Source organism: Paenibacillus sp. sg306046 (genome assembly GCF_059821225.1).
The window spans coordinates 31,032-55,160 of the sequence record NZ_JCAMRT010000013.1; the positions used below are offsets into that span (position 1 = coordinate 31,032).

General features: G+C 56.0%; 18 protein-coding genes. 3 read left to right on the forward strand and 15 right to left on the reverse strand.

All coding sequences use genetic code 11. From position 1 onward, the window contains the following. Positions 1-122 precede the first annotated feature (122 nt). The 5 genes from AC6ROY_RS14580 to ftsE form a co-directional block, all read right to left on the reverse strand. A complete protein-coding gene (locus AC6ROY_RS14580; protein WP_500101286.1) occupies positions 123-1,415 on the reverse strand; it encodes a PDZ domain-containing protein in 1,293 nt (430 codons plus the stop codon). Between the two features lie 229 nt (positions 1,416-1,644). After that, a complete protein-coding gene (locus AC6ROY_RS14585; RefSeq protein WP_500101287.1) occupies positions 1,645-3,099 on the reverse strand; it encodes a S41 family peptidase in 1,455 nt (484 codons plus the stop codon). 146 nt (positions 3,100-3,245) lie between these two features. After that, positions 3,246-4,466, reverse strand: a complete 1,221-nt coding sequence (locus tag AC6ROY_RS14590) for a murein hydrolase activator EnvC family protein (protein WP_500101288.1) — start codon at positions 4,464-4,466, stop codon at positions 3,246-3,248. Between the two features lie 53 nt (positions 4,467-4,519). Beyond that, positions 4,520-5,437 carry a permease-like cell division protein FtsX gene (gene ftsX, locus AC6ROY_RS14595; protein WP_500101289.1) on the reverse strand — a complete coding sequence of 306 codons (918 nt, stop codon included), beginning with the start codon at positions 5,435-5,437 and terminating at the stop codon, positions 4,520-4,522. Further along, positions 5,427-6,113, reverse strand: a complete 687-nt coding sequence (gene ftsE, locus AC6ROY_RS14600) for a cell division ATP-binding protein FtsE (RefSeq protein ID WP_500101290.1) — start codon at positions 6,111-6,113, stop codon at positions 5,427-5,429. Before ftsE ends, ftsX begins: the two co-directional genes overlap by 11 nt. A gap of 273 nt (positions 6,114-6,386) precedes the next feature. Here ftsE and AC6ROY_RS14605 point away from each other — a divergent pair, with 273 nt between their 5' ends. The 3 genes from AC6ROY_RS14605 to AC6ROY_RS14615 all read left to right on the forward strand — a co-directional run bounded on the left by AC6ROY_RS14605 (position 6,387) and on the right by AC6ROY_RS14615 (position 8,841). Next, a complete protein-coding gene (locus tag AC6ROY_RS14605) occupies positions 6,387-8,012 on the forward strand; it encodes a VanW family protein (RefSeq protein ID WP_500101292.1) in 1,626 nt (541 codons plus the stop codon). Positions 8,013-8,241: 229 nt separating this feature from the next. Then, positions 8,242-8,517 carry an AbrB/MazE/SpoVT family DNA-binding domain-containing protein gene (locus tag AC6ROY_RS14610; RefSeq protein ID WP_500101293.1) on the forward strand — a complete coding sequence of 92 codons (276 nt, stop codon included), beginning with the start codon at positions 8,242-8,244 and terminating at the stop codon, positions 8,515-8,517. Continuing rightward, positions 8,518-8,841, forward strand: coding sequence for a type II toxin-antitoxin system PemK/MazF family toxin (locus tag AC6ROY_RS14615; RefSeq protein WP_500101295.1), 324 nt, complete (start codon positions 8,518-8,520; stop codon positions 8,839-8,841). A gap of 199 nt (positions 8,842-9,040) precedes the next feature. Here the strand turns inward: AC6ROY_RS14615 and argH are convergent, their stop codons facing one another. The 10 genes from argH to secA form a co-directional block, all read right to left on the reverse strand. Next, complete coding sequence (argH, locus tag AC6ROY_RS14620) at positions 9,041-10,456, reverse strand: argininosuccinate lyase (protein WP_500101296.1); 1,416 nt, start codon at positions 10,454-10,456, stop codon at positions 9,041-9,043. A gap of 85 nt (positions 10,457-10,541) precedes the next feature. Continuing rightward, entirely contained in the window at positions 10,542-11,789 is a 1,248-nt protein-coding gene (locus tag AC6ROY_RS14625) for an argininosuccinate synthase (RefSeq protein ID WP_500101297.1), read from the reverse strand. Between the two features lie 69 nt (positions 11,790-11,858). Further along, positions 11,859-12,815: an ornithine carbamoyltransferase gene (argF, locus tag AC6ROY_RS14630; protein WP_500101298.1), complete on the reverse strand. Its 957-nt coding sequence runs from the start codon at positions 12,813-12,815 to the stop codon at positions 11,859-11,861. Positions 12,816-12,983: 168 nt separating this feature from the next. Further along, positions 12,984-14,174 (reverse strand): acetylornithine transaminase, encoded by a 1,191-nt coding sequence (gene argD, locus AC6ROY_RS14635; protein WP_500101299.1) that lies wholly within the window; start codon positions 14,172-14,174, stop codon positions 12,984-12,986. Between the two features lie 54 nt (positions 14,175-14,228). Beyond that, positions 14,229-15,002, reverse strand: coding sequence for an acetylglutamate kinase (argB, locus tag AC6ROY_RS14640; RefSeq protein ID WP_500101427.1), 774 nt, complete (start codon positions 15,000-15,002; stop codon positions 14,229-14,231). A gap of 819 nt (positions 15,003-15,821) precedes the next feature. Beyond that, on the reverse strand, positions 15,822-17,048 hold the full coding sequence (gene argJ / locus AC6ROY_RS14645; RefSeq protein ID WP_500101301.1) for a bifunctional glutamate N-acetyltransferase/amino-acid acetyltransferase ArgJ: 1,227 nt from the start codon (positions 17,046-17,048) through the stop codon (positions 15,822-15,824). A 24-nt stretch (positions 17,049-17,072) separates the two neighbouring features. After that, positions 17,073-18,122 (reverse strand): N-acetyl-gamma-glutamyl-phosphate reductase, encoded by a 1,050-nt coding sequence (gene argC / locus AC6ROY_RS14650; protein ID WP_500101302.1) that lies wholly within the window; start codon positions 18,120-18,122, stop codon positions 17,073-17,075. A gap of 404 nt (positions 18,123-18,526) precedes the next feature. Continuing rightward, on the reverse strand, positions 18,527-19,354 hold the full coding sequence (locus AC6ROY_RS14655; RefSeq protein ID WP_500101428.1) for a YitT family protein: 828 nt from the start codon (positions 19,352-19,354) through the stop codon (positions 18,527-18,529). 864 nt (positions 19,355-20,218) lie between these two features. Continuing rightward, positions 20,219-21,338 (reverse strand): peptide chain release factor 2 gene (gene prfB / locus AC6ROY_RS14660; RefSeq protein WP_500101303.1). Its coding sequence is split into 2 segments (ribosomal slippage): positions 20,219-21,265 and positions 21,267-21,338, totalling 1,119 coding nucleotides; the frame shifts between segments, so codons are not numbered across the junction. A gap of 149 nt (positions 21,339-21,487) precedes the next feature. Continuing rightward, on the reverse strand, positions 21,488-23,995 hold the full coding sequence (gene secA / locus AC6ROY_RS14665; protein WP_500101304.1) for a preprotein translocase subunit SecA: 2,508 nt from the start codon (positions 23,993-23,995) through the stop codon (positions 21,488-21,490). Positions 23,996-24,129: the final 134 nt, after the last annotated feature.

The following is a 24,129-nucleotide window of genomic DNA, read 5'->3' on the forward strand; positions in this document are numbered from 1 at the left end:
CGGAGCGGAAAGCGTCTTTTTTTCATGTGAATCATGTGAATTGCCGCCAGAGCAGGCATGCAGCAGAGCGAACCCGTTGGCCGCCCTCAATGCCGCAAGCCCGGCAGCTTCCCTGCTGAGGGTCACATGCTGCCCGGACGCTGCTCATTGCGGATAATTCCGACCAGCCTGCGGCTCACGTAAGCCCAGAACGAATCCTGCCGTTCTTCGACATAATACAGCACATCCTGATCAGGGACAAGCACAATGCCAAGCTGATGATGCTCTCCGGCAAAAATACCGCGCTTGAGCAGCCGTTTCTCCTGCGCCTGATCGACAATTTCCAACCGGCAAAACGCCGGGTTGATCTGAAACGCTTGATGCAGCTCCTGCTTCGTGCGCACAACCGATCCGTTGACCCGAAGGATGATTTCTCCGGCCTTCAAGCCAAGCTCCTCAGCCGGGCTGCCGGGGAGCACCGCCAAAATTTTCATCCCCTGCTCAGGCTGCACGAAAATCGGACTGCGTCTCGACTCGTCCCAGCGGCTGTACCAGTTCATCGCCTCATGCAGCGCGATTGCCAGCAGGCATGCAGGGATGAGGAAAAAAGGCTGCCAGGCGCTAAGCGCAGCCAGCAGCAGCACGGCGGCTGCGTAAATAAACAACAGACCGGATGTCGCTCGCGCCTTCATATGCGGCAAGCGGGACGTAGTCATCTCGCTAAACCCGATCATAACGGGGAATCCGATGATCGTCCAGCCGTTCAGCCACGCCTCACCGCCCAGCAGCGGCGTCCAAGGCAAGACCGGACCTGCTCCGGCTTGCTGCAGCGGCACAATGAGAAATAATGCTACCGGCCAGAAGCCTTGCAGGCGGTAGCCGCCGACGATTTTACCGCGCTTCGTTTCGACAAATAACGGCATGCCGAACCTTGCGCCCTGTAGACGGACATACACCGCTTCCGCCAAATGCAGCACCGCTACGAGCGCCAGCAGCGACGGCACGTTAAGCATCAGCAGCGGCTTCACCGGCCACGCCCAGTCCGCCGACGTCCGCAGACCGGGAATCGCAGCCGCGATCACCTGCAGCACGCCGATCGCGCCTACCGCGTAGGCCCAGCATAAAAACCGAACCCTCACGAGCAGCAGCAGCAGCGACAGCAGCCACAGCAGCAGAACCGCATCCGGAGTCATCGTCGCCCCGACACCGGCCATGACCACAGATACCGCCAATCCCCCGACCCAACCCCATAAAACGGTCCGCCACGTCTCTGACAGCAGCCCGTGCAGCTTCGTCGAGAACAGCTTGCGCTCCAGCGCAATTTGCCTGCGGTACATCAATGCAATAAACAGCACGCCCACTACATACATCGGCTGCAAAAAGAGCTGAGCCAGCGCGTGCAGCCATTGCCATCCGAAAGCTTGAATCCAGTCCATAGCCCGCTCCTTTGCTTAGCTAACGTCATAATCGGCCGTGACAGCCGGTGAATACGAAGAAAAAAGAAGGTCGGTTCCCCGGCTTGCGTGGAGAATCGCCTTCTTTGTCAATTCGACGCCTGTTCGTTTATTTCCTGCACACCTTCGGAAATTGGCCGTTGGCGCGGCCCCGTTCATGTCCGGTCGCACAAGGCGCGCGAGGCGCTTGGCGCAGGTGCGAGCAACCGGGCTACTTGATCAGCTTTTGCATCGTGTCCACGGCTGTTTTGAGCTGCACATCGTTTTTCGGATCACGGATCGCAGCCAAAATCGCCCGCTCCAGCTTGCCTGCCGTTTCCGCATCCACCTCGCCGCTCGTCGGCAGTCCGTTCGCACGCTGGAACGCCTTGACCGCCTGCGTCGTTTTATCGCTATAATACCCGTCCGCCCGCTCCGGGTTGTAGCCAAGCCCCTGCAGCATAATCTGCAGGTTTTTGACATCCTCGTTGTTGGCGTCCTGCTTCAACGTTTCTTTTTTCGTCAGCGGCGCTACCCGGAAATAAGCAGGCTGCTCAACCGGAATCGTCGGCGCGATCCCTTTCTTGTGAATCCACGTTCCGTTCGGCGTCAGCCACTTGTACACCGTCATCTTGATATTGCTGCCGTCAGCCATTTCATCCTGGAACGTCACCTGTACCGTGCCTTTGCCGAACGTCGTTTCGCCGATCAGCTGGCTGCCAACCGAGTCATGCAGAGCGCCTGCCAATATTTCCGAAGCGCTGGCGCTGCCTTTATTAATGAGCACGCTGACCGGGTATGGCTTGCCCTCGCCCTTGTTCTCCGACTTCGTTTCTTCCTTGGTGCCGTTGCGGTTTTCAATCTGCAGAATCGCTTTGCCCTTGGGCACGAACGGCTCGACAATTTGCACGACCGATTGCAGCAAGCCGCCCGGGTCGTTGCGCACGTCGATAATGAGACCCTTCATCCCCTTGCCTTCAAGCGCAGCAAGCTCTTCCTTGAAGCGGGCCGCCGTGTTGCTGGAAAATTGGCGAATTTCGATTTTGCCGATATTGCCCTGCAGCATCTCTCCGTACACCGTCTCCACATCAATGTCATCCCGAACAACGATGAGCTGAATCAGATCGGCGACGCCGGGACGCATAACCTCCAGCTTCGCCTGCGTCCCTTTCGGTCCGCGTATTTTCATAATCGCCTGGTTAAGCGTCAGCCCCTCCAGCTTCTCTCCATTGACAGCTACGAGCACATCATTGGCATGCAGGCCCGCTTTCTCGGCCGGAGATCCCTTGATCGGCGCAACAATCATCACTCTGCCTTCATCGGAGGCCACCTCGGCGCCGATCCCCTGAAAGGAAGACGTGATATTTTCGTCAAATTGCTTCGCTTCGGTCTGGTCCATGTACACCGTAAACGGATCATCCAGCGTGGCGAGCATCCCGTTGATCGCTCCGTTGACAATTTTGTCATGATCGACCTCGGTGAGAAACTTTTTTTCGATCAGCTGGTACGTTGTCGCGATTTTGTTCAAATCCTTGTTGTTCAAGCCTTTGCCATCGGCTGAGGCCGCTCCGCTCTCCTGCTTGGCCGCCGTAAACATCGACGGATGCACGATGGTCAAGGTCATAATGCTGCTGGCAAACATGGATAATAAAATAAAAGCAACTACTGTCCGTCCTCTGAACACCATGCTTCTTCACACCGCCTTTGCTGGTCCCGGTCGCAATCCGGCTTCCTGTTGAATCAGAGCCGATTGTCCCTATTCCTGGTCAAACAACTTGTCTTTCTAGTTTATGACAAGCTCCCCGGATTTATGATCAGCTCTGGTTGTTGCGTTTATCTCAAATACGGCTTCGGATCAATCGGCGACTCATTGCTCCGCACTTCAAAATGCAAGTGATTGCCGGTCGAACGGCCGGTCGATCCGACCTCCGCGATTTTTTGGCCGCGTTTAACCACATCGCCCTTCTGGACGACGATCCCGTCATTGCGGATATGGCCGTACAAGGTCCAGATGCCGCCGCCATGGTCGATAATAACGGTGTTGCCGTAGCCGCTCCACCAGGAGGCGACGATAACGACGCCGCTTTCAGCGGCCAGAATGCTTGTCCCGCCCGGCGACGGAAGATCAATGCCGTTATGCGTGGCTGACCTGCCGGTAAAAGGGTCCCGCCGCGTACCGAAATCCGACGACATGTTCACCACGTTTGGCAGAGGATACCCGAACTTCCCGCCTTTCAGCGCATACACGGACGGAGCAGGCTGACCGGTTTTCTTGACCGTTTCCGCTGCCTTCGCTTCCTTCAGCGCCTTCTGCTTGGCCGCTTCCTGGCTGGCGACCCGGAGCAGCTGCTTCTCAACTTCCTCGCTGATCTCATGCAGCTGCTTCTCTTTGTCGGAGAGACTAGCGATCCGTACTTCCTTTTCTTTTTCCTTCACGACCAGCTCGGCCTTGATCGCACGCGTCTGGGCATACAGCTGCTTCACCTGAACAAGCTGCTGCTCAATTTCGCCTTTTTTCACAGTGATCGTATCGCGGTCCCGCTTGTTGGCCTCCAAAATTTCCTTGTCCTGATTCACGATGGAACGCAAAGCTTCCAGCCGGTCCAGAAAATCACTGAAGCTTGTCGAGCTGAGCAATACATCGGCGTAAGACACGGTGCCGTTCATATACATCAGCCGCACCCGGGAGCGAAGCGTCTGGTCGCGGGTCTCCACCCGTCCCTCGGCTTCTTCCAGCTGCTGGGCGTTCGTTTGCAGCGATTCCGACACCTCGGTGACTTGATTGTTCAGGTTGCTCAAGCTTTCATTTGTTTTATCAATTTGACTCAGCAGCGCTTCGATATCATTTTCCGTTTGCTGCTTTTCCGCCGTCACTTGATTCAATTGCTTCTCGGTTTCATTCCCCTTCTGGGTAACGGCAGCCTTCTCCTGCTTCAGCTGCTTCAGCTCCTGCTCAATGCGCTGGGAGGCTTTCAAGGCAAACCCGGACTGCGGCACCACTAGCGTACCGACGAGACCTACGGACAAGACAAGCGGTAGAAAAGACTTTTTCAATACCCGTTCCTCCTTGAGCATCTGTTTGTTTCACCCTGAACGTCCAGCGCAAGCTATACGCGCAAAAACTTACGTACGGACAGCACGCTTCCCCAAATGCCGATCAAAATGCCGATGCCGATCAGCAGTCCCGCCGTCTGGTAAGCCACCTCTTCGTAAGGCAGCAGCTTGATGAGCAGCATGCTTAAATCGACTTGCGGCGAATTCATCAGCTGCCAGTAGCCTGTCAGCAAAATACCGACCGGAATCGCCGACCCGATGATGCCGAGCAGCGCCCCTTCAATGAAAAACGGCCAGCGAATAAACGAATTGGTGGCGCCGACCAGCTTCATGATCGAAATTTCGCGGCGTCTGGCCACAATCGTAATTTTAATGGTATTCGAAATCAGGAACATCGCGGTTAGTGCGAGCGCAGCGACAAGCACCAGCCCGACATTGCGCACGATCGACGTCACCTTAAACATCGTCTCTACCGTGCCTTGCCCGTAGGTCACCCGGAAAATCGGCTTGGCCGGCTTGCCGTCGTTCAGCTTCGTCACCTGCTGCGCCACGCTGGCAACCGATCTCGGCTGCGAGACCTCGACGGTAAACGAGTCGTTGAGCGGGTTCTGATCTCCATCAAAGCCTTCCAGGAACTGCTGGCCGCCTTCTCCCATTCTTTCGCGCAATAAGACAAGGCCCTCTTCCTTCGAGACGAAGGTGACCTTGCTGACCTCCGGCAGCGCAGCAACTTCATTTTGCAGCTGAGCGATCTGCTCCTGGGACGTACCGATCTCGAGAAAAACCCGAATTTCAACCTGCTGCTCAATTTGCTTGGCCAGAAAATTTACATTTAATGTGAGAAGAAGAAAAACACCTAAAATAAACAGCGAGATGGAAATCGAGCTGATCGAAGCAAAGGACATCCAGCCGTTGCGGAGCACGTTCTTCGTGCCTTCACGAAGATGCCTGCCGGCTGTGCTAATCTTCATAGCCGTACTCACCCCTTGCTTCGTCACGGGCGATTTTACCGGCCTCAATGGCGATAACCCGTTTGCGCATCGTGTTCACAATCTCTTTGTTGTGCGTGGCCATCACAATTGTTGTGCCGCGGAAGTTGATTTCCTCCATCAGCTTCATAATTCCCCAGGACGTTTCCGGGTCGAGATTACCTGTCGGCTCATCAGCGATAATAACAGACGGATTGTTGACAATTGCCCGGGCAATTGCGACGCGCTGCTGCTCTCCTCCGGACAGCTGAGTCGGCAAAGAACCGGCCTTGTCCTTCAGACGGACCAGCTCCAGCACTTCCAACGTTCGCTTGCGGATCACTTTTTTGGGCGCCTCGATGACTTCCATCGCAAAAGCGACATTTTCGTATACGGTCAGCTTGGGCAGCAAGCGGAAATCCTGAAACACAACGCCGATATTGCGGCGCACGTACGGAATTTTGCGCTGCTTCAGCTTTTCGAGATTAAAGCCGTTGACAAAGATCGTCCCCTTGGTCGGACGTTCCTCTCTATAGATCATTTTCATAAACGTCGATTTGCCCGCTCCGGACGGTCCGACGACATAGACGAATTCACTTTGGTCCACCTTGACGCTGATGCCTTTTAGCGCATGGCTCCCGTCAGAGTACGTTTTCCAAACGTCGTGCATTTCGATCACGGTATCACATCCTGAATTTAGTAGCGAAAGCGCTGGAAAAAACATGAACTAGCCTTTATAAGTTCGACATAAGTTCGCAAATTCCTTTAATGCCAAGTGAATTTCTACAGCTTGTCACAAATGTCGCACTCCGGGCAGTCCCGGAACGCAGACAAAATGCGGGGGACGGAAAGTTTGCGGCGGAGCGCGCATACAATGAGGGGGCATGGACAACACGCAAGCGCCAAAATTGTACGAGCTTACCCCTTACCCGGCAAAGGAGGTCCGATCCTCATGCTCCCTGTATCGCGCATCGTCAAAACCGCCAGCCGGCTGCTGCTCGCGGTGCTGGCGGCCGCAGCCGTCGGCGGCGGCGCTCTGGCTCTGTACGGCTCGTCCTCCCGCCTGCCAGCAGGATTGCAGGTCGGGGCATGGGCGGTCGGCGGCTTGACCTATATCGAATTCGAGCAGCAGCTGGCGCGGCGTCAAGCCGCCTTCCTCGCCTCCGCCGTCCGGCTGCAGCTGGACGGCGGAGCGGCGGCTGAATCAGCGGCGGACCCGACGGCGAAGAAATCGGCGATCGGCGCGGCGACGGCGGGGAAGGCGGCGGTGGTGGACGGCGCTTCGGCGGCGGGGAAGGCGGCGGTCGACGCGGCGACCGCCGGGACGGAAGGGTCCGTCGCCGAACGGACGCTTGGCGAGCTGGGCGTGGCGCTGGACACGCGCCCGCTGCTTGACCGCACGCTGCCGCTGCGCCAAGGCTCGCGCCTCCAGCGGGCGCTGGCCCGCTGGCAGCTGCGCGGCGGCCTGTGGACCGCGCAGCCAACTCTTGACGCCGGCCGGCTGACGGCCGCGCTCAAGCAAGCTTACCCGCACGTGTACAGCAACCGGCCCAAGGATGCCGTGCGCATCGTCCGTGCGGACGATACGATTGAGCTGGTCGCGGAGCAGCCGACCGTGCAGCCTGACGAGGCAGCGCTGGCGGCCGGCCTGCTCGCAGCGCTGCCCGCTTGGGAGCAGGCGCAGCCGCCGCCTGCGCCGCTTGAGCTGAGCGTGCCGCTAAGGGCCTGGGGCCCGGCGGTCACGCTGGAGACGCTGCGGGCGCAAGGCGTCGCCCGCAAGATCGGGGAGTTCCGGACGGCGTACCCGCCCCCGCCGTCCGGAACCGGCGCAGCCGGCTCGGCCGGGCGGCTGCACAATGTGCAGTGCACGGCCGCTTCGCTGCAGGACACGCTGCTCGCGCCCGGCGCCGTGTTTGATTATGCGCCCTATATCGCGCAGACGGAGAAAACGGCGGGCTATCGCGAAGCGCCCGTCATCGTGGGCGGCAAGCTGGTGCCCGGCGTCGGCGGGGGCATCTGCCAGGTGTCGTCCACGTTGTACAACGCGGCGCTGCTCGCCGGGCTTGACATCGTCGAGCGGCGCAACCACTCGCTCCCGATCAGCTATGTGCCGCTCGGCCAGGACGCCACCTTCGCCGGCGGCTACATTAATTTCAAGTTCCGCAACAATACCGCCCACTACGTGCTGATTCGCACCGCCTCCGACAGCGCAGGACTAACGGTCAAACTGTTCGGACAAACTCCGCCGGATCTGACGTATGAGGTCGAATCCCGTACCCTGGAGAAGCTGGCGCCCCCGACCAAATATGTGCACAATCCGACCTTGCCGCGGGGCAAGCAGGTTGTTCTCGCGCTCGGCAAGCCCGGCTATATCGTCGAAACGTACCGGATTAAAAAGCAAAACGGAGTCGAAGTCAGCCGGGAGCGCCTGTCACGCGATAAGTATGCGGCCCAGCCCCAACTCGTAGCTGTCAACTCCGGGTCCAGCGACGGCGACTCAGATCCGGACCGCAGCCAGCCGGGGAGCGACGGCGCGCCGCTGATCGAGGATGGCGTGAAGGGACCTGTTTTCCGCTGAAGCTCTGACTGGTCAACCGATATGTAGAACCGTACCAACGATAGTGGTAAAGCAGAGGATCGAGTTGAAGGTGGAAGCAGCGCTGCTGAATGGGTAGATTGGAGCCTAGGCAAACATTCGATGTATGTGGAGGTGGTTGCGCCTACCCACTATCGGAGTTCACCATTAAGTATCATTTCGATCATATTGTATATACTATGTGTATACATCGAGACGGAGGTGTGCTAGAATGAATCAAAGACCTCAAAAACAAGGAGGGTTTTCCATGTCGACTACCGTACAGAAATGGGGAAACAGTCTAGGTATTCGAATTCCAAGTCATATTGCTGAAAAAATTGAGGTTTGCCAAGGAACTGAGGTCGATTTGATCGTAGGTGATGATCATACACTAACCGTGGTGCCCAAAAAGAAAAAGCCGACCTTGGAAGAATTGTTAGCTCAATGCAAACCAGAAAATCGCCACGACGAAATTGATTGGGGCAGAGAAGGGAAGGAATTATTGTAAATGAGTGCAGATCGGGGAGATCTAGTCTGGATCAATTTTAATCCTCAAGCCGGTCACGAACAAGCAGGAAGAAGATCTGCCATTGTGTTGTCACCAGCAGCATTCAATCAGACGACAGGTTTTGTTTCAGTTTGTCCTATCACGCATACGGCCAGAGGATGGGGATTTGAAGTATCGTTGCCGGATGAATTGGTTTTTGATGGGGTCATTCTAACGGATCAAATTAAAAATCTGGATTGGCGAGCTCGGCGTATAGATGTCGTCGGAAGAGCTCCCGATGAAGTCGTCAATGAATGTCTGGATAAAATACGTACATTCTTGTAGGTTGGCTCCATTTGCAGGTGCTGGCTTATTTTTTAATAACGTGTTTAAATTTTAAATTCGCAGTTCTAGCTGATACGCCAAAACGTACCGAAAATAACGGCAAGTTTTTTGGAAAAGCCCGCTGCATCACATTCCCAGCAGTCCGCTTTCAGGCGAACCGTGGAGACATGTGAAAGCAACGGGCTTGTCTTTTTTGACTTTATCTGCTTTTGTTGAAGTATTCGTCGAACCAGGCCGCGGACTGCGCAAGCACCGCTTCCGCACGCTCAATCGCCGCGCTGACTTGCACGGTTGCAGTGCCGCCATATACATTACGCGCATTGACAACTGTCTCCGGCTGCAGCACCCGATAAATATCGTCTGCAAACAGCTCAGAAAACTGATGATACTCCTCCAGCTTGAGGTCAAGCAAGTATTTGTTTTGCTGAATGCAATACAGCACCGTCTTGCCGATGACTTCATGCGCCTGACGGAACGGCATGCCTTTGTTAACCAGGTAGTCCGCGATGTCCGTTGCATTTGAGAAGTCCTGATTGACAGCCTGCCGCATCCGATCCTTGTTCACCTTCATCGTGGCGATCATCGGCGCGTACAGCTGCAAGGCTCCCTGCAGCGTCCGCACGGTGTCAAACATGCCTTCCTTGTCTTCCTGCATATCCTTGTTATACGCCAGCGGCAGCGACTTCAGCACCGTCAGCAGGCCGAACAGGTTGCCGTATACCCGGCCCGTTTTGCCGCGCACCAGCTCGGCGACATCCGGATTTTTCTTCTGCGGCATAATGCTGCTGCCTGTGCAAAACGCGTCGTCCAGCTCAACAAAACGGAACTCGGTGCTGGACCACAGCACAAACTCCTCGCTCAGCCGCGACAGATGCATCATAATCATCGAGGCGTTCGACAAAAACTCCAGAATAAAATCACGGTCGCTCACCGCATCCAGCGAGTTCTCATACACCCGGTCAAAGCCGAGCTGCTCCGCCACAAAATGACGGTCAATCGGGAACGTCGTACCCGCCAGCGCCCCTGCGCCCAGCGGCAGCACGTTAACCCGCTTGTAGCTGTCCTGCAGCCGCTCCGCGTCGCGCTGGAACATCGACACGTAGGCAAGCAGATGATGCGCGAACAAAATCGGCTGCGCGCGCTGCAAATGCGTGTAACCCGGTACGATGGTGTCCAGATTTTGCTTCGCTTGCTCAAGCAGCGCTTCCTGCACTTTATTCAGCAGGCCGACAAATTCAACGACCCGCTTGCGCAGCCACAGATGCATGTCGGTCGCCACCTGATCGTTGCGGCTCCGTCCGGTATGCAGCTTGCCGCCGACCGGCCCGACCTCGTCAATCAATGCCTTCTCGACATTCATATGAATATCTTCGTCGCTAACCGAAAATTCGAGCTCGCCGCGACGGATCAGGTCCTGCACCTTCAGCAAGCCGGCCTTGATCGTCTCCACATCGGCTTGCGGCACGATGCCGCATTTGCCCAGCATGGATACGTGAGCCAAGCTGCCCTGCACGTCCTCCTCGGCTAATTCCTTGTCAAACAGGATGGATGCTGTATATTCCTCGACCAATTGGTCCGTTTTTTTCGTAAAACGCCCGCCCCACAACTTGGACACGATGCAAAACCCCTTTCTTCCTCTGACACAGGCACAGGGCTTCCCTGAACGGAAAACCCTGCACCGAGCTTATTCGCTTGCCGCCTTACTTGCTATCCTTCGCCTGAGCCTGGTTCACACCGGCCGCCACGCGCAGACGGAGCGCATTCAGACGGATAAAGCCAGTCGCATCGCCTTGGTCGTAAGCTTTGGTCGGATCAGCTTCCATCGTCGCAATATGCGGATTGTACAAGCTGACCGGGCTTTGTACGCCCGCACCGATCACATTGCCTTTGTACAGCTTCAGACGAACCGTACCGTTAACGTTTTTCTGGCTCTCGGTGACGAGGGCCTGAATCGCCAGACGCTCTGGCGCGTACCAGAAGCCGTTATATACGAGCGAAGCGTACTTAGGAATGAGCGAGTCGCGCAAATGCATCACTTCACGATCCATCGTAATCGACTCGATTTTGCGGTGAGCGGTGAACAGAATGGTACCGCCCGGCGTCTCATACACACCGCGGCTCTTCATGCCGACGAAGCGGTTTTCGACCATATCGACGCGACCGATTCCGTGCTTGCCGCCCAGCTCGTTCAGCTTCTCCATAATGTGCAGCGGAATCATCCGCTCGCCGTTGATCGCGACACAGTTGCCTTGCTCGAACTCCAGCTCAATGTACTCAGCCTCATCCGGAGCATCCTCCGGATCGGCGCTCAGCAGGAACATTTCCTTGTTTTCCTTGGCGCTCGGATCAAACCATGGATCTTCCAGCACGCCGCTTTCATAGCTGATATGCAGCAAATTGCGGTCCATGGAATACGGCTTGGCTGCCGAGGCGGTAACGTTAATTCCGTGCTTTTCAGCAAATGCGATCATCTCGGCGCGTCCCGGGAACTCCTCGCGGAATTGCTCCAGACGCCATGGCGCGATTACGTCTACATCCGGGGTCAATGCGGCCGCCGTCAGCTCGAAACGAACCTGGTCGTTGCCTTTGCCCGTTGCGCCGTGTGCAATCGCCGTTGCGCCTTCAGCCAGAGCGATTTCTACCATCCGCTTGGCGATCAGCGGACGCGCGATGCTCGTGCCGAGCAAATATTGGCCTTCATACAAAGCTCCAGCCTGGAACATCGGGAAAATGAAGTCGCGAGCGAATTCCTCGCGCAGATCGTCGATGTATACTTTGGATGCGCCGGTATTCAGCGCCTTTTCCTCCAGACCGTCCAGCTCGTCCTTCTGGCCGATATCGGCTGTGAACGCGATAATTTCCGCGTCGTACGTTTCCTTCAGCCATTTCAAAATAATGGACGTATCCAAGCCGCCCGAATAAGCGAGTACAATTTTTTGCTTTGCCATATCGTGTTCCGCTCTCCTTCTCTGGTTAACATTTCCGTACAGCCCGGCGCGCCGAAGCGCGGCCGAAGCCTACATAATCGCAGCCATAACCGCTTTCTGGGCATGCAGCCGGTTTTCCGCCTGGTCGAAGATCACGGAATTGGCGCCGTCGATTACGCCTTCGCTCACTTCTTCCCCGCGATGCGCCGGCAGGCAGTGCATAAATAAATAGTCCGGCTTCGCATACTTCACCAGCGCCTCGTTGACCTGGAATTGCTTGAATGCAATTTCCCGCTCCTTTTGCTCCGCCTCGAAGCCCATGCTCGCCCACACATCCGTATACACAACATCCGCGTCCGTGATCGCTTCCTGCGGATCGTTGGTGAACAGCACGCTGCCGCCTGTTTTGGCCGCCGCTTCACGCGACAGCTTGAGCACTTCGTCGTCCGGCTCGTAGCCTGCAGGCGTCGCGACCGCGAAATGCATCCCCAGCTTGGCAGCGCCCATCAGCAGCGAATGAACCATATTGTTGCCGTCCCCGATATAAGCGACCTTCAGCCCTTCCAGCCGCCCCTTCTTCTCCAGCACCGTCTGGTAGTCAGCCAGCGCCTGACACGGATGCGACAGATCGGTTAATCCGTTGATTACCGGCACCGTTGCGTTACGAGCCAGCTCAATGACGGTGCGATGCGCATACGTCCGGATCATAATGCCGTCGAGGTAACGGGACATCGTTTGCGCCGTATCGGAGATTGTTTCTCCCCGTCCGATTTGCAGGTCATTTTTGCTCAGGAACAGCGCATGGCCGCCGAGCTGGTACATGCCGACCTCGAAGGAAACACGCGTACGCGTCGATGATTTCTCGAAAATCATCCCCAGTGTTTTACCCTTGAGCGGCTGGTAGACCTCGCCCGCCTTTTGTTTCTTTTTCAGCTCAATCGCCAGATCAATCAGGTAACGGATCTCCTCCGACGAATAATCGACCAAACCGATGAAATCCCGGCCTTTTAACTGTGAAGCTATCGTTTGTTCTGCAGTTTCAGCCAATCCGTGCCTCTCCCTTCCCTGTTCCCGTAATTCGGTGTTTGCATGCGGCTCGCCAGCCGATCACCCTATCTATGAGCCAATGGAGTGTGCAGCATGTAAGCCGGACACCTGCCCGACGCACCTGCTGTACACTCCTCCAGCCATCTTATGTCGCTTGGTTGGTAAGCCTTATACCGCTGCAGCTGCAGCCTTTGCCAGCGTCTCGCAAATAATAGTCAGTCCCCGGTCGATATCTTCCTTCGAAATTAACAGGCTAGGCGCTAACCGAATCACATCCGGTCCCGCAGGCACAACCAGCACACCCTGCTCATGAATCGACTTGATCAGCTCCGCGCCCGGCACATGCAGCCCGATTCCGATCAGCATGCCGAGTCCGCGAATGTTGCGAACGAGCGGATTGTCCGCCAGCTTGGCTTGCAGCTCACTGACGATATAGTCGCCCATGGCCGCCGCCTTCGCCGAAACATCCTCCTGCAGCATCGTTTCCAGCGTCGCCAGCCCCGCTGCGGTCGACAAGTAGTTGCCGCCAAAGGTTGTGCCGTGCGAGCCTGCGGTAAATGCGCCGCGCAGCTTTTCCTTGCCCAGCATCGCCCCAATCGGCATGCCGCTGGCCAAGCCTTTGGCTAACGTTACCACGTCAGGCTCGATGCCGTAATGCTCGTAAGCGAACAGCTTGCCGGTACGTCCGATGCCGGTCTGAATTTCATCCAGAATCAACAGCAGCCCATGACGCTCGCACAGCTCCGCCACGGCCTTGACGAAAACCGGATCAGCCGGATTCACGCCGCCCTCGCCTTGAACCAGCTCCAGCATAATGGCGCATGTTCGCGGAGAAATCAGCTTTTCCACAGCTTCCGCATCATTATACGGCGCATAAACGAAGCCCTCAGGCAGCGGATGGAAGCCTTCCTGCACCTTCGCTTGACCGGTTGCGGTCAAGGTCGCCAGCGTCCGGCCATGGAATGACATGTCGAAGGTAATAATCTCATAGCGCTCCGGCTGCTCCAGCACCTTGGCGAAATAACGCCGGGCGATTTTAATCGCCGCTTCGTTAGCTTCCGCCCCGCTATTGCAGAAAAACACCGCATCCGCAAAGCTGTTCGCCACCAGCAGCTCAGCCAGCTTCTGCTGTCCCGGAATATGAAACAGATTGCTCGTATGCCAGAGCGTATCCACTTGCGCCTTCAGGCGCTCCGTGACTTGCTTCGGGGCGTGCCCCAGATTCGTAACGGCCAGCCCGCACATCAGGTCCAGGTATTCCTTGCCGTTTTCATCCCACAGGCGGCTGCCTTCCCCCTTCACAAATGTAAACGGATATCTGGCATAATTCGGAAACAAAGCACTCTGAGCTTCTCCCACGTTAATCACTCCTTTTGATCAGATTTGAATTGTAATTTTAAACGTTATGCCGCTTCAGCCTCTCACGATTCGGGTACCGATTCGGCCTTCCTTCAGCGTTTTGCTTAGCACCTGCGGCTCTGCTCCATTGACGATGACCACTTCACGCACCTCGCCCTGAATGCACTGCACCGCCGCGCGCACCTTCGGAATCATTCCGCCGTAAATGTCGCCGCTGGCGATCATTTCATCAATCTCCTGCACCGTTACCGAAGGGAGCACCTGCTTCTCGCCATTGATCGTTTTGAGAATGCCTGGCACATCGGTAACCACAATCATCCGCTCAACGCCCAAATGGGAGGCAACAGCGCCTGCCGCCGTGTCGGCATTGATGTTGTACCGCTGTCCGCCGTCGGCTCCGATCCCGACCGGGGCGATCACCGGCATGTAGCCCATCGCAACCAAGCCGCGGATCAGCTCCGCGTTGACCTGCGTCACATCGCCCACGAGACCAACCTCCTGCGCGTTCGCAACCGGCTGTGCCTGAATGAGATGGCCGTCCACGCCGGAGAGGCCAACCGCCTTCGCGCCGGAGCGCTGTACCTTGCGGACAATTTCTTTGTTGATTTGTCCCGCGAGCACCATCTCGACCACATCAAGCACCGCTTCATTGGTTTTACGCAAGCCGTTGACAAACTCGGTCTCAATACCCAGCTTGCCTAATGTATCGGAAATGGCCGGGCCGCCTCCGTGTACGATGACGGGAATTTCACCCTCCTGCTGAAGCTGCTTCAAATCTTCAAAAAACGTATCGGGCAGCGCAGCCAATGTGCTGCCTCCGCATTTCATGACAAACAATTTATCCGATCCCCCCTCTTTCCCCCCTTGCTCGCAAGGGGGGAGGACTTGGGCGCTTCGCCCCAAGACCCCGAAATGGAGCGTGCCTGCTGCGGGGCCGTCGTTGAAGCAACGGTTCGCTGGCAGGACCGCTTTCCCCGCCCTTACCGGGCGGCCGCTTGCAGACGGCGTTCTTCCGCTACGTTGGCCTCAGGGACTAGGGCGCGCCGGTGTTGCGTGATGAGCTGCTGCGAGTGAGGAGCCGCCACATGACGTTGTCATGAAGCTCTCGTTCGAGCAGGGCGGCGGCTTCGCCGCGACGGCCGGTTGGGTTGCCCGGCCGGAGTGGCCTGTCATTGGGCGGCTTCGCTTGCCCTCGACAGACTTAGTTTTGTTTGGTGCAGATCAAAGGATGAAGTGCTGCTTCGTGCTTCCTTTTTCGCCGGGGCGAGTGGCCTGTCATTGGGCGGCTTCGCTTGCCCTCGACAGGCTTAGTTTTGTTTGGTGCAGATCAAAGGATGAAGTGCTGCTTCGCGCTTCCTTTTTCTCGCCGGGGCGAGTGGCCTGTCATTGGGCTGACTTCCCTGCCCTCGACAGGCTTAGTTTTGTTTGTTGCAGATCACAAGGATGAAGTGCTGCTTCGTGCTTCCTTTTTTCTCACCGGAGCGAGTGGCCTGTCATTGGGCGGCTTCGCTTGCCCTCGACAGGCTTAGTTTTGTTGGGTGCAGGTCAACGGATGATGGGCTCGTTCACGCTTTCTTTTCTCGCGGAGCGAATGGCCTGTCATTGGGCTGGCTTCCCTGCCCTCGACAGGATCACTCGCCCCCTTGACTACGTGCGGTAAGCGGCGTTAATACGAACGTAGTCGTATGTCAGATCGCAGCCCCAGGCTGTAGCGGAGGCGTCGCCCATATGCAAATCTACGAAAATTTGCACAAGTTCGCCTTTCAAATACGCTTCGGCGCGATCTTCATCAAAGCGGACCGGGCGGGATTGCTCCAATACAGCGATATCGCCGAGGCGAATATCGACCGTATCCGTTTTAACCGGGTAACCGGCGCGGCCAACGGCCGCAATGATGCGGCCCCAGTTTGCATCGGCGCCGAAGCAGGCGGATTTCACCAGGCTGGAGCCGATGACGGTTTTGGCAATCGCACGCGCGGCTTCACGGGAATCCGCATGGGCGACATTCACTTCGATCAGCTTGGTTGCGCCTTCGCCATCACGAGCAATCGCTTTGGCCAGCACTTCGCCAACATAAGTAAAACCGGCGGCAAATGCTTCCCAATCCGGATGGTCCGGAGTCAGCGCATCGTTGGCGGCAAGGCCGCTAGCCATAACAACCACCATATCATTGGTGCTCGTATCGCCATCGACGGTAATCATGTTGAAGGTGGAGTCCGTACTGTTGTTCAGCAGCTTTTGCAGATGAGCGCTTTCGATGTTGGCATCCGTCGTAATGAAGCCGAGCATCGTCGCCATATTCGGGTGAATCATGCCCGAGCCTTTGGCTGCGCCCGCAATATGTACGGTTTGGCCGCCCACGCTGACGCTGACGCAAATTTCCTTTTTCACGAGGTCCGTGGTCAGGATCGCCTGGCAGAAGTCATCGCCACCGTCCGCCTTCACTTGGGCCGGCAGGCGCTCAATCCCGCTCAGCACCTTGCCCATCGGCAGCAGCTCGCCAATGACGCCGGTTGACGTCACGCCAGCCAGATGCTCGGCTACGCCAAACGCTTCAGCTACCGCTGCGCGCATCGCACGAGCGTCGTCCTCGCCCTGTTGGCCGGTGCAGGCATTGGCATTGCCGCTGTTGACCAGCATAACCTGCAGCTTGCCGGCTTGGGCGATGCTTTCCTTGGTCACATGCAGCGGAGCCGCTTGAAATTGATTTAACGTATAAACACCCGCCGCATTAGCAGGCACTTCGCAATAAATGACGCCCAGGTCGTGGCGCTCCGTTTTTTTCAAGCCGCAGTGCAGGCCTCCGGCCTGAAAGCCCTTCGGAGTCGTTACCGAGCCGTCCGGCACGACCGTAAACGATTGTTGATTCGACATGTTGACCCTTCCCCCGTCCTCGCCTTATGGATAAACCGGGGTGAATGCAAGTCCTGTCGCTTCATCCCAGCCCATCATGAGATTTAAATTTTGAATCGCCTGTCCAGCCGCGCCCTTGACCATATTGTCGATAACCGATACAATGGTCAGCCGCCCTGTACGCGCATCCAGCGACAACCCGATATCGCAGTAGTTGGACCCGGTTACTTCCTTCGTCCCCGGATATTTTCCCAGCGGGCGCACCCGAACGAACGGTCTGCCTGCATAATAGCTGGTGAACAAATCATGGATGTCCTGCTCGCTGCGGTTGTCATTCATACTAACGTAAATAGTGGACATAATTCCGCGCGTCATCGGCACCAGATGCGTCGTAAACGTTACGGTCACATCCTCATCGGCCAAGCGGCTGATTGCCTGCTCGATTTCCGGCGTGTGCTGATGGCGGTTCACTTTATAGGCCACGAAATTTTCATTGATTTCCGCATAATGTACCATCTGGCTCAAGCCGCGTCCCGCACCGGACACGCCTGACTTGGCGTCAATAATAATGGACTTGAGATCAATCCACCGTTTGGCGGCAAGCGGAGCGAGTCCGAGAATCGACGCAGTCGGGTAGCAGCCCGGATTCGAAATAAACGCCGTACCCGGCATCTCATCGCCGAACAGCTCGCAGAGGCCATAAACCGCTTTGTCCAGGTAAGCCGGATCGGCCGGTTTATGCTTATACCACTGCTCATACAAGCTGCCATCCTTCAGCCGGAAGTCGCCGGACAGATCGATCACCTTGAGACCCGCATCAAGCAGCTTGGGCGACAACTCAATGCTAACGCCATGCGGCGTCGCCAAAAATACAACATCAGCCTTGGCGGCGATTTGCGCAACATCAATGCCGTCCAGTTGGTCGGTTAAAATTTGATTCAGATGCGGATAACCGTCCGCAATCGGTACGCCAGCCGTCGATGATGAAATAACGGAAGTAATTTCTACATTTGGATGTGTCAGTAACAATCTGATTAGTTCAACGCCGCCATATCCGGTCGATCCTACGATGGCCGCTCTTAATTTATTTCCCATGGTCCGTCCCTCCACCTGAAAGCTATGTATTATTATACATTCATAAGTATAAAAATACAATGTGAATTTTATGTCTATACGGGTCTTGTTAACGCCAGTTTGTGACTTATCTATGCGTTCCTTCTTGCAGCTTCGATAGCCGTATGACACAAGAGCTTGTACCGCTATGCTGCCCGATGGGCGCTTGTCCAGTCCTTTGGTTTATCAATAAGCAGTTGAGCTCCGAACCCGGCAAGCGTCCTATTGCTGCAATCCTTATCTGTTACCTGCGAGCAGCGTTGACTGCGGCATCACTTTCGGGTTACCGCACCGTTCGTGCGTGAGGTAGCGGCCGCTGCGAGCAGCGGCACGCCTGTTTGCTTTGCTTGCACCAATGTTTACAGGACTCAAGTCCATGTTCGACTTCAGGATGGTCCCGCAAGCTTGAAGCCTTCACCCAACACCTCGTTCGTATCACTCAGAATGACAAAGGCATTCGGGTCGACCGAACGAACGAGCTCCTTGAGCCGGTTAACCTCTGTTTGACCGACAACAACCATCAGCACTGTACGGTCTTCTCCAGTATATCCGCCTGTCGCTTGCAGCTTCGTTAAGCCGCGGTCCAGCTCATACAAAATCGCCTCGCGAATTTCGTCCACCGAATCCGAAATAATAAACGCGACCTTCGAATAACTTAATCCGAGCTGCACAACATTAATCGTCTTGCTGGTCACAAACAGCCCGATCAGCGCATACATCGCCTTCTCCGGTGAAATAAAGATACCGGCCGTCAAAATCACAAGTCCATCCAGCAGCGCCACACATAAGCCAAAGCCAATGCCCGTGTACTTGTGCAAAATTTGCGCCGCCACCGAAAATCCGCCCGTCGAACCTCGTCCGCGATACACAAGTCCGATTCCAATACCGAGCAAAATTCCCCCATAAATGCTGGCCAGCAAAATGTTGGTAGTCAAGCTCGGCACGCTGCGGGTCAGCAGCACAAGCAGCGGCAGCAGTACGGAGCCGACAGCCGTCTTTACTCCGAAGCTGCGGCCGATCAGGAACGTCCCGGCGAAAAACAGCGGAATGTTCAGCGCCCACTGGGTTAACGCCGGTTCAAACCCAAACAACGTATCGGTAATAATACTGATGCCCGAAATCCCGCCGGATGCGAGCTGATTCGGGTAGAAAAACAAATTAAAGCTGAGCGCGATCAACAAGGAGCCGATAACAAGCAGTATATACTCAAGCACCCGGTGCCGCGTACTGTCGAGTTTTCCCTTGGGACGGCGTCGATGGCGCTTCGCCCGGGTTAATTCTTCATTCAGAACGAGTTCGCCTGGCCGATTTGCTTCCTCGGAAGCAGCGGCAGCTTCAGCCCGGCCACAATGCTCTGCTTGCTCGGCTGTTTCCAGCTGGCCTGACCCTGTCGAGGTAGCAGCCACCGTCTCAGGCCAGCTCTGCCTCTCGGTCCTCAGTTCTGCCGCCTTCGGTTCATCAGCTTCGGCCGACGCAGCTGCGCTGTCTCGCCGTTCCGCTTGCCCCGCCGTCTCGCCTTCGTCCGCATCTGCGCTTTGAACCGACATGCGAGACTGGCCCAGCTTCTCGATCAGCTCCGCCTGCTGCGGAAAGCCCGCGCTCACCGTCCGGGCGAACGCTTCCGCTCGCCCCAGCTTTTCCATCAGACTCGACCACTCCATCAAGCTTGAGCCTGCTGTCCGCATAACCGGTTCAGCTGCTGCCTCGACCTCCTCATCCTGGCGATCCGGCTGCTCAGGCACATCCCGCTGCGCGGCCGAAGCTTGCTCTTGCGTCAATACCGGTTCATGTCCTGCCGACCGTTTTGCTTTCTTGCTTCGGAACCGCTCGCTTCGACTCTCCAAGGCGCACACCCGCGTTTCGCCAGACGCCCGCGCTACCTCTCCGCTTGCCGCCAGCCCCTATCGCGCAGCGACCATAAGCAACATCCATGAACCACGGCAAGCCCCGTCATGAGCGACCGCCTTCGTTCACCCTGTTGCTTACGTCCGTCGCCGACGCCGGTAGCCAGGCCGCAAGCATACGCGCAACCCGCTCGGCCACGCTCCCCTTTCCTGCAAAATTTCGTCTAATTTCGTCTAATTTTCCTTGGACGGCTTCGTGATCTGCTGGCGCAAATAGGCGTCAATAAACGGGTCCAGCTCTCCGTCCATCACGGCTCCCACATTGCCCGTTTCCTCCAGCGTCCGGTGGTCCTTCACCATGCTGTACGGATGGAATACATACGAACGAATTTGGCTGCCCCACGCGATATCCGATACCTCGCCGCGAATTTCAGCCAGATGCTTCTGCTGCTCTTCGATTTTCTTCTCGTAAAGCTTCGAGCGCAGCATTTTCATCGCCTGCTCACGGTTTTTGATCTGCGAGCGCTGGGTTTGGCAGCTGACCACAACACCCGTCGGCATATGCGTAATCCGCACCGCCGAGTCGGTTGTATTGATGTGCTGACCACCCGCTCCAGATGAACGGTAAGTGTCGATTTTCAAATCTTCAGTGCGGATTTCAACTTCCACATCATCGTCAATCTCCGGCATCACATCACATGACACGAAGGACGTATGCCGACGGCCAGACGCATCAAACGGCGAAATGCGCACCAGCCGATGAACGCCCTTTTCCGCTTTCAAGTAGCCGTATGCATTGTAGCCCTTGATCGACAACGTCACGCTTTTCACACCCGCCTCATCGCCAGGCAAATAGTCGAGTACCTCGACCTTGAAGTCGCGCTTCTCGGCCCAGCGGCGGTACATGCGCAGCAGCATCTCCGCCCAGTCCTGCGACTCTGTGCCGCCAGCGCCAGGATGCAGCTCCAGAATGGCGTCCAGTCGATCATACGGCTGATTCAGCAGCAGCTGCAGCTCAAACGCCTCCAGCTTACGGATCAACGCCGCCAAGCCGGACTCAATATCGCCGACCATGCTCGCATCCTGTTCTTCAGCCAGCAGCTCAACCAGCACTTCCAAATCCTCGAACTCGGACTCCAGCTTCTTGAACTGGTCAACGCCGCCCTTCACCGCATTCATCTCAGCGATCAGCTTTTGCGCCTTTTCATTGTCATCCCAAAAATCCGGCGCCGACATCTTTTCCTCGAAATCCGCAATTTGCTCCAGCTTGAGATCTAAGTCAAAGAGACCCCCTAAGCTCAGCCAATCGCTTGGCCGTTTCTTGTAAATCCCGTTTTACATCCGCTTCCAACATATCCAGCACCTCTGCATTCGTTTAGTTTGCCGTAAGTCCTCTACGGTCTATTCGTGGAAAAAGGAGACCGGAGCAGCGCTCCGACCTCCCCCTTGCTATCCGCTTCTTCTGTCATTCCTGCGGCTTGCCCGACTACGAGCCTGCTTGCCCTACACGCCGTGACATTGCTTGTATTTCTTGCCGCTTCCGCATGGACACAAATCATTGCGGCCAATGATGTCCTGCTTGTTCACCGTTGGCTTTTTCACGGCCGGCTCCGCATTCGTCGCCATCTCATGCTCATCGACAACCGCTTCACGCACCAGATTCGTCTCCACATGCGCCTTCATGACGTACGTCGACACTTCCTCTTGAATGCTCTGGATCATCTCCTGGAACATCTCATAGCCCTCGAACTGGTATTCACGCAGCGGGTCCGTTCCGCCGTAAGCCCGCAGATGAATCCCTTGGCGCAGCTGGTCCATCGCGTCGATATGGTCCATCCATTTGCTGTCTACCGCACGCAGCACAACAACCTTTTCGAACTCGCGGAAAAACTCTTCGCCAATTTGCTGCTCCCGCTCCTCATACAAACGGGTCAGCAGGTCTTTGACAAGCTCGACGACTTCTTCCTTCTCCTTGCCCCACAGCTCCTCGGCCGTCAACTGACCTTCATGGAGGAACGTACCATTCGCATAGTCAATGATCGCCTGCAGGTCCCACTCCTCCGGTACCAGATCAGCCGGGCAATGAGCCTCGACAATCCGATCGACAACCGGCAGAATCATCCCCAGCACAACGTCCCGGATATTTTCAGACTCAATGACCTCGCGGCGCTGCTTGTAAATAATTTCGCGCTGCTGGTTCATCACATCGTCATATTGCAGAACAACCTTCCGCACATCGAAGTTGTTGCCCTCAACGCGCTTCTGCGCCGATTCAATCGCCCGGGAAATAAGCTTGCTTTCGATCGGCTGATCTTCTTCGAAGCCAAGCCGGTCCATCATGCCCATGATGTTCTCTGCGCCGAATCTGCGCATCAGCTCATCCTCCAGCGACAAATAAAACTGCGAGGAACCTTTGTCACCCTGACGACCTGCACGACCGCGAAGCTGATTATCAATCCGGCGGCTTTCATGACGTTCCGTACCTATAATATGCAGCCCGCCGAGTTCTGCGACGCCTTCGCCGAGCATAATGTCCGTACCGCGTCCGGCCATGTTGGTTGCGATCGTCACCGCTCCGGCCTGACCTGCGCGGGAAACGATTTCCGCTTCCTCTGCATGGTACTTCGCATTCAGAACCTTATGTGAGACGCCCTTTTTCTTGAGCATCTCCGACAGCCGCTCCGAATTTTCAATCGACACCGTACCGACAAGCACCGGCTGATTCAGCTTATGACGTTCCACGATCTCATTGACAACCGCACGGAACTTGCTGCCTACCGACTTGTACACCACATCGGGAATATCCTTTCGGATCATCGGACGGTTCGTCGGCACAACAATGACATCCAGCCCGTAAATCTTCTTCAGCTCTTCTTCTTCCGTCTTGGCCGTACCGGTCATCCCGGACAGCTTGCGGTACATCCGGAAGTAGTTTTGCAGCGTAATGGTCGCCAGCGTCATCGACTCATTTTGCACCTGCAGCCGTTCCTTGGCTTCAATCGCCTGATGCAGCCCTTCGCTGTACCGGCGTCCAACCATCAGCCGTCCGGTAAACTCATCGACGATGACGATTTCGCCTTCCTGAACAACATAGTCTACATCCAGACGCATAATTACATGCGCCTTCAGCGCTTGCTGGATATGATGGTTCAGCGTCACATTTTCGTGGTCAAACAAGTTTTCCACGCCAAATGCTTTCTCCGCCTTCGCTACCCCTTCTTCCGTCAAGGCAACGCTGCGCAGCTTCACATCAATGGTGTAGTCCTCTTCTGCCGTCAGCTTCCCTACGAAATGATCGGCCATGTAGTACATATCCGTCGACTTGGCAGCTTGTCCGGAAATAATAAGCGGCGTCCGCGCCTCATCGACCAGAATCGAGTCCACCTCGTCAATAACCGCGAAATAAAGCGGCTTCTGAACCATCTGCTCTTTATACACAACCATGTTGTCGCGCAGGTAATCAAAGCCAAATTCATTGTTTGTTCCGTACGTAATATCGCAGGCGTAAGCAGCTTGCTTGTCAGGATGGGACAGGTTCGGCAAATTAACCCCGACGGTCATGCCGAGAAACTCATAAATTTTTCCCATTTCCCCGCTATCGCGCGCAGCCAAATAATCGTTAACCGTCACCACATGTACACCTTTGCCTGTGAGGGCATTCAAGTATACCGGGAGCGTGCCGACGAGCGTTTTACCTTCCCCTGTGCGCATCTCGGCAATTTTTCCTTCATGAAGCGTCATGCCGCCGATCAGCTGGACATCGTAGTGACGCTTGCCAAGCACACGTTTGGAAGCTTCCCGCACAACCGCAAACGCCTCCGGCAGCAACGCGTCCAATTCCTCGCCGTTCTCTACGCGTCCGCGGAACTCGACCGTTTTCCCTTTCAGCTGCTCATCCGACAATGCTGCAATGCCAGATTCCAACGAATTGATATACTCAACGGCCTTCCATAACCGCTTCAGCTCACGCTCATTCTGATCGCCAAACAGCTTTCTAACGAGTCCTAGCATGCTGCTAAACCCCTTCCTTTATCGAACCATAATCATTAGCTTAAATTGTATCATTTTTGCGACATATCCCGCAACCAAAGGCTGGACGGGCGCAAAGGAAATTCGGCGCTTCCACGCTTCCTCTTCATATGCTT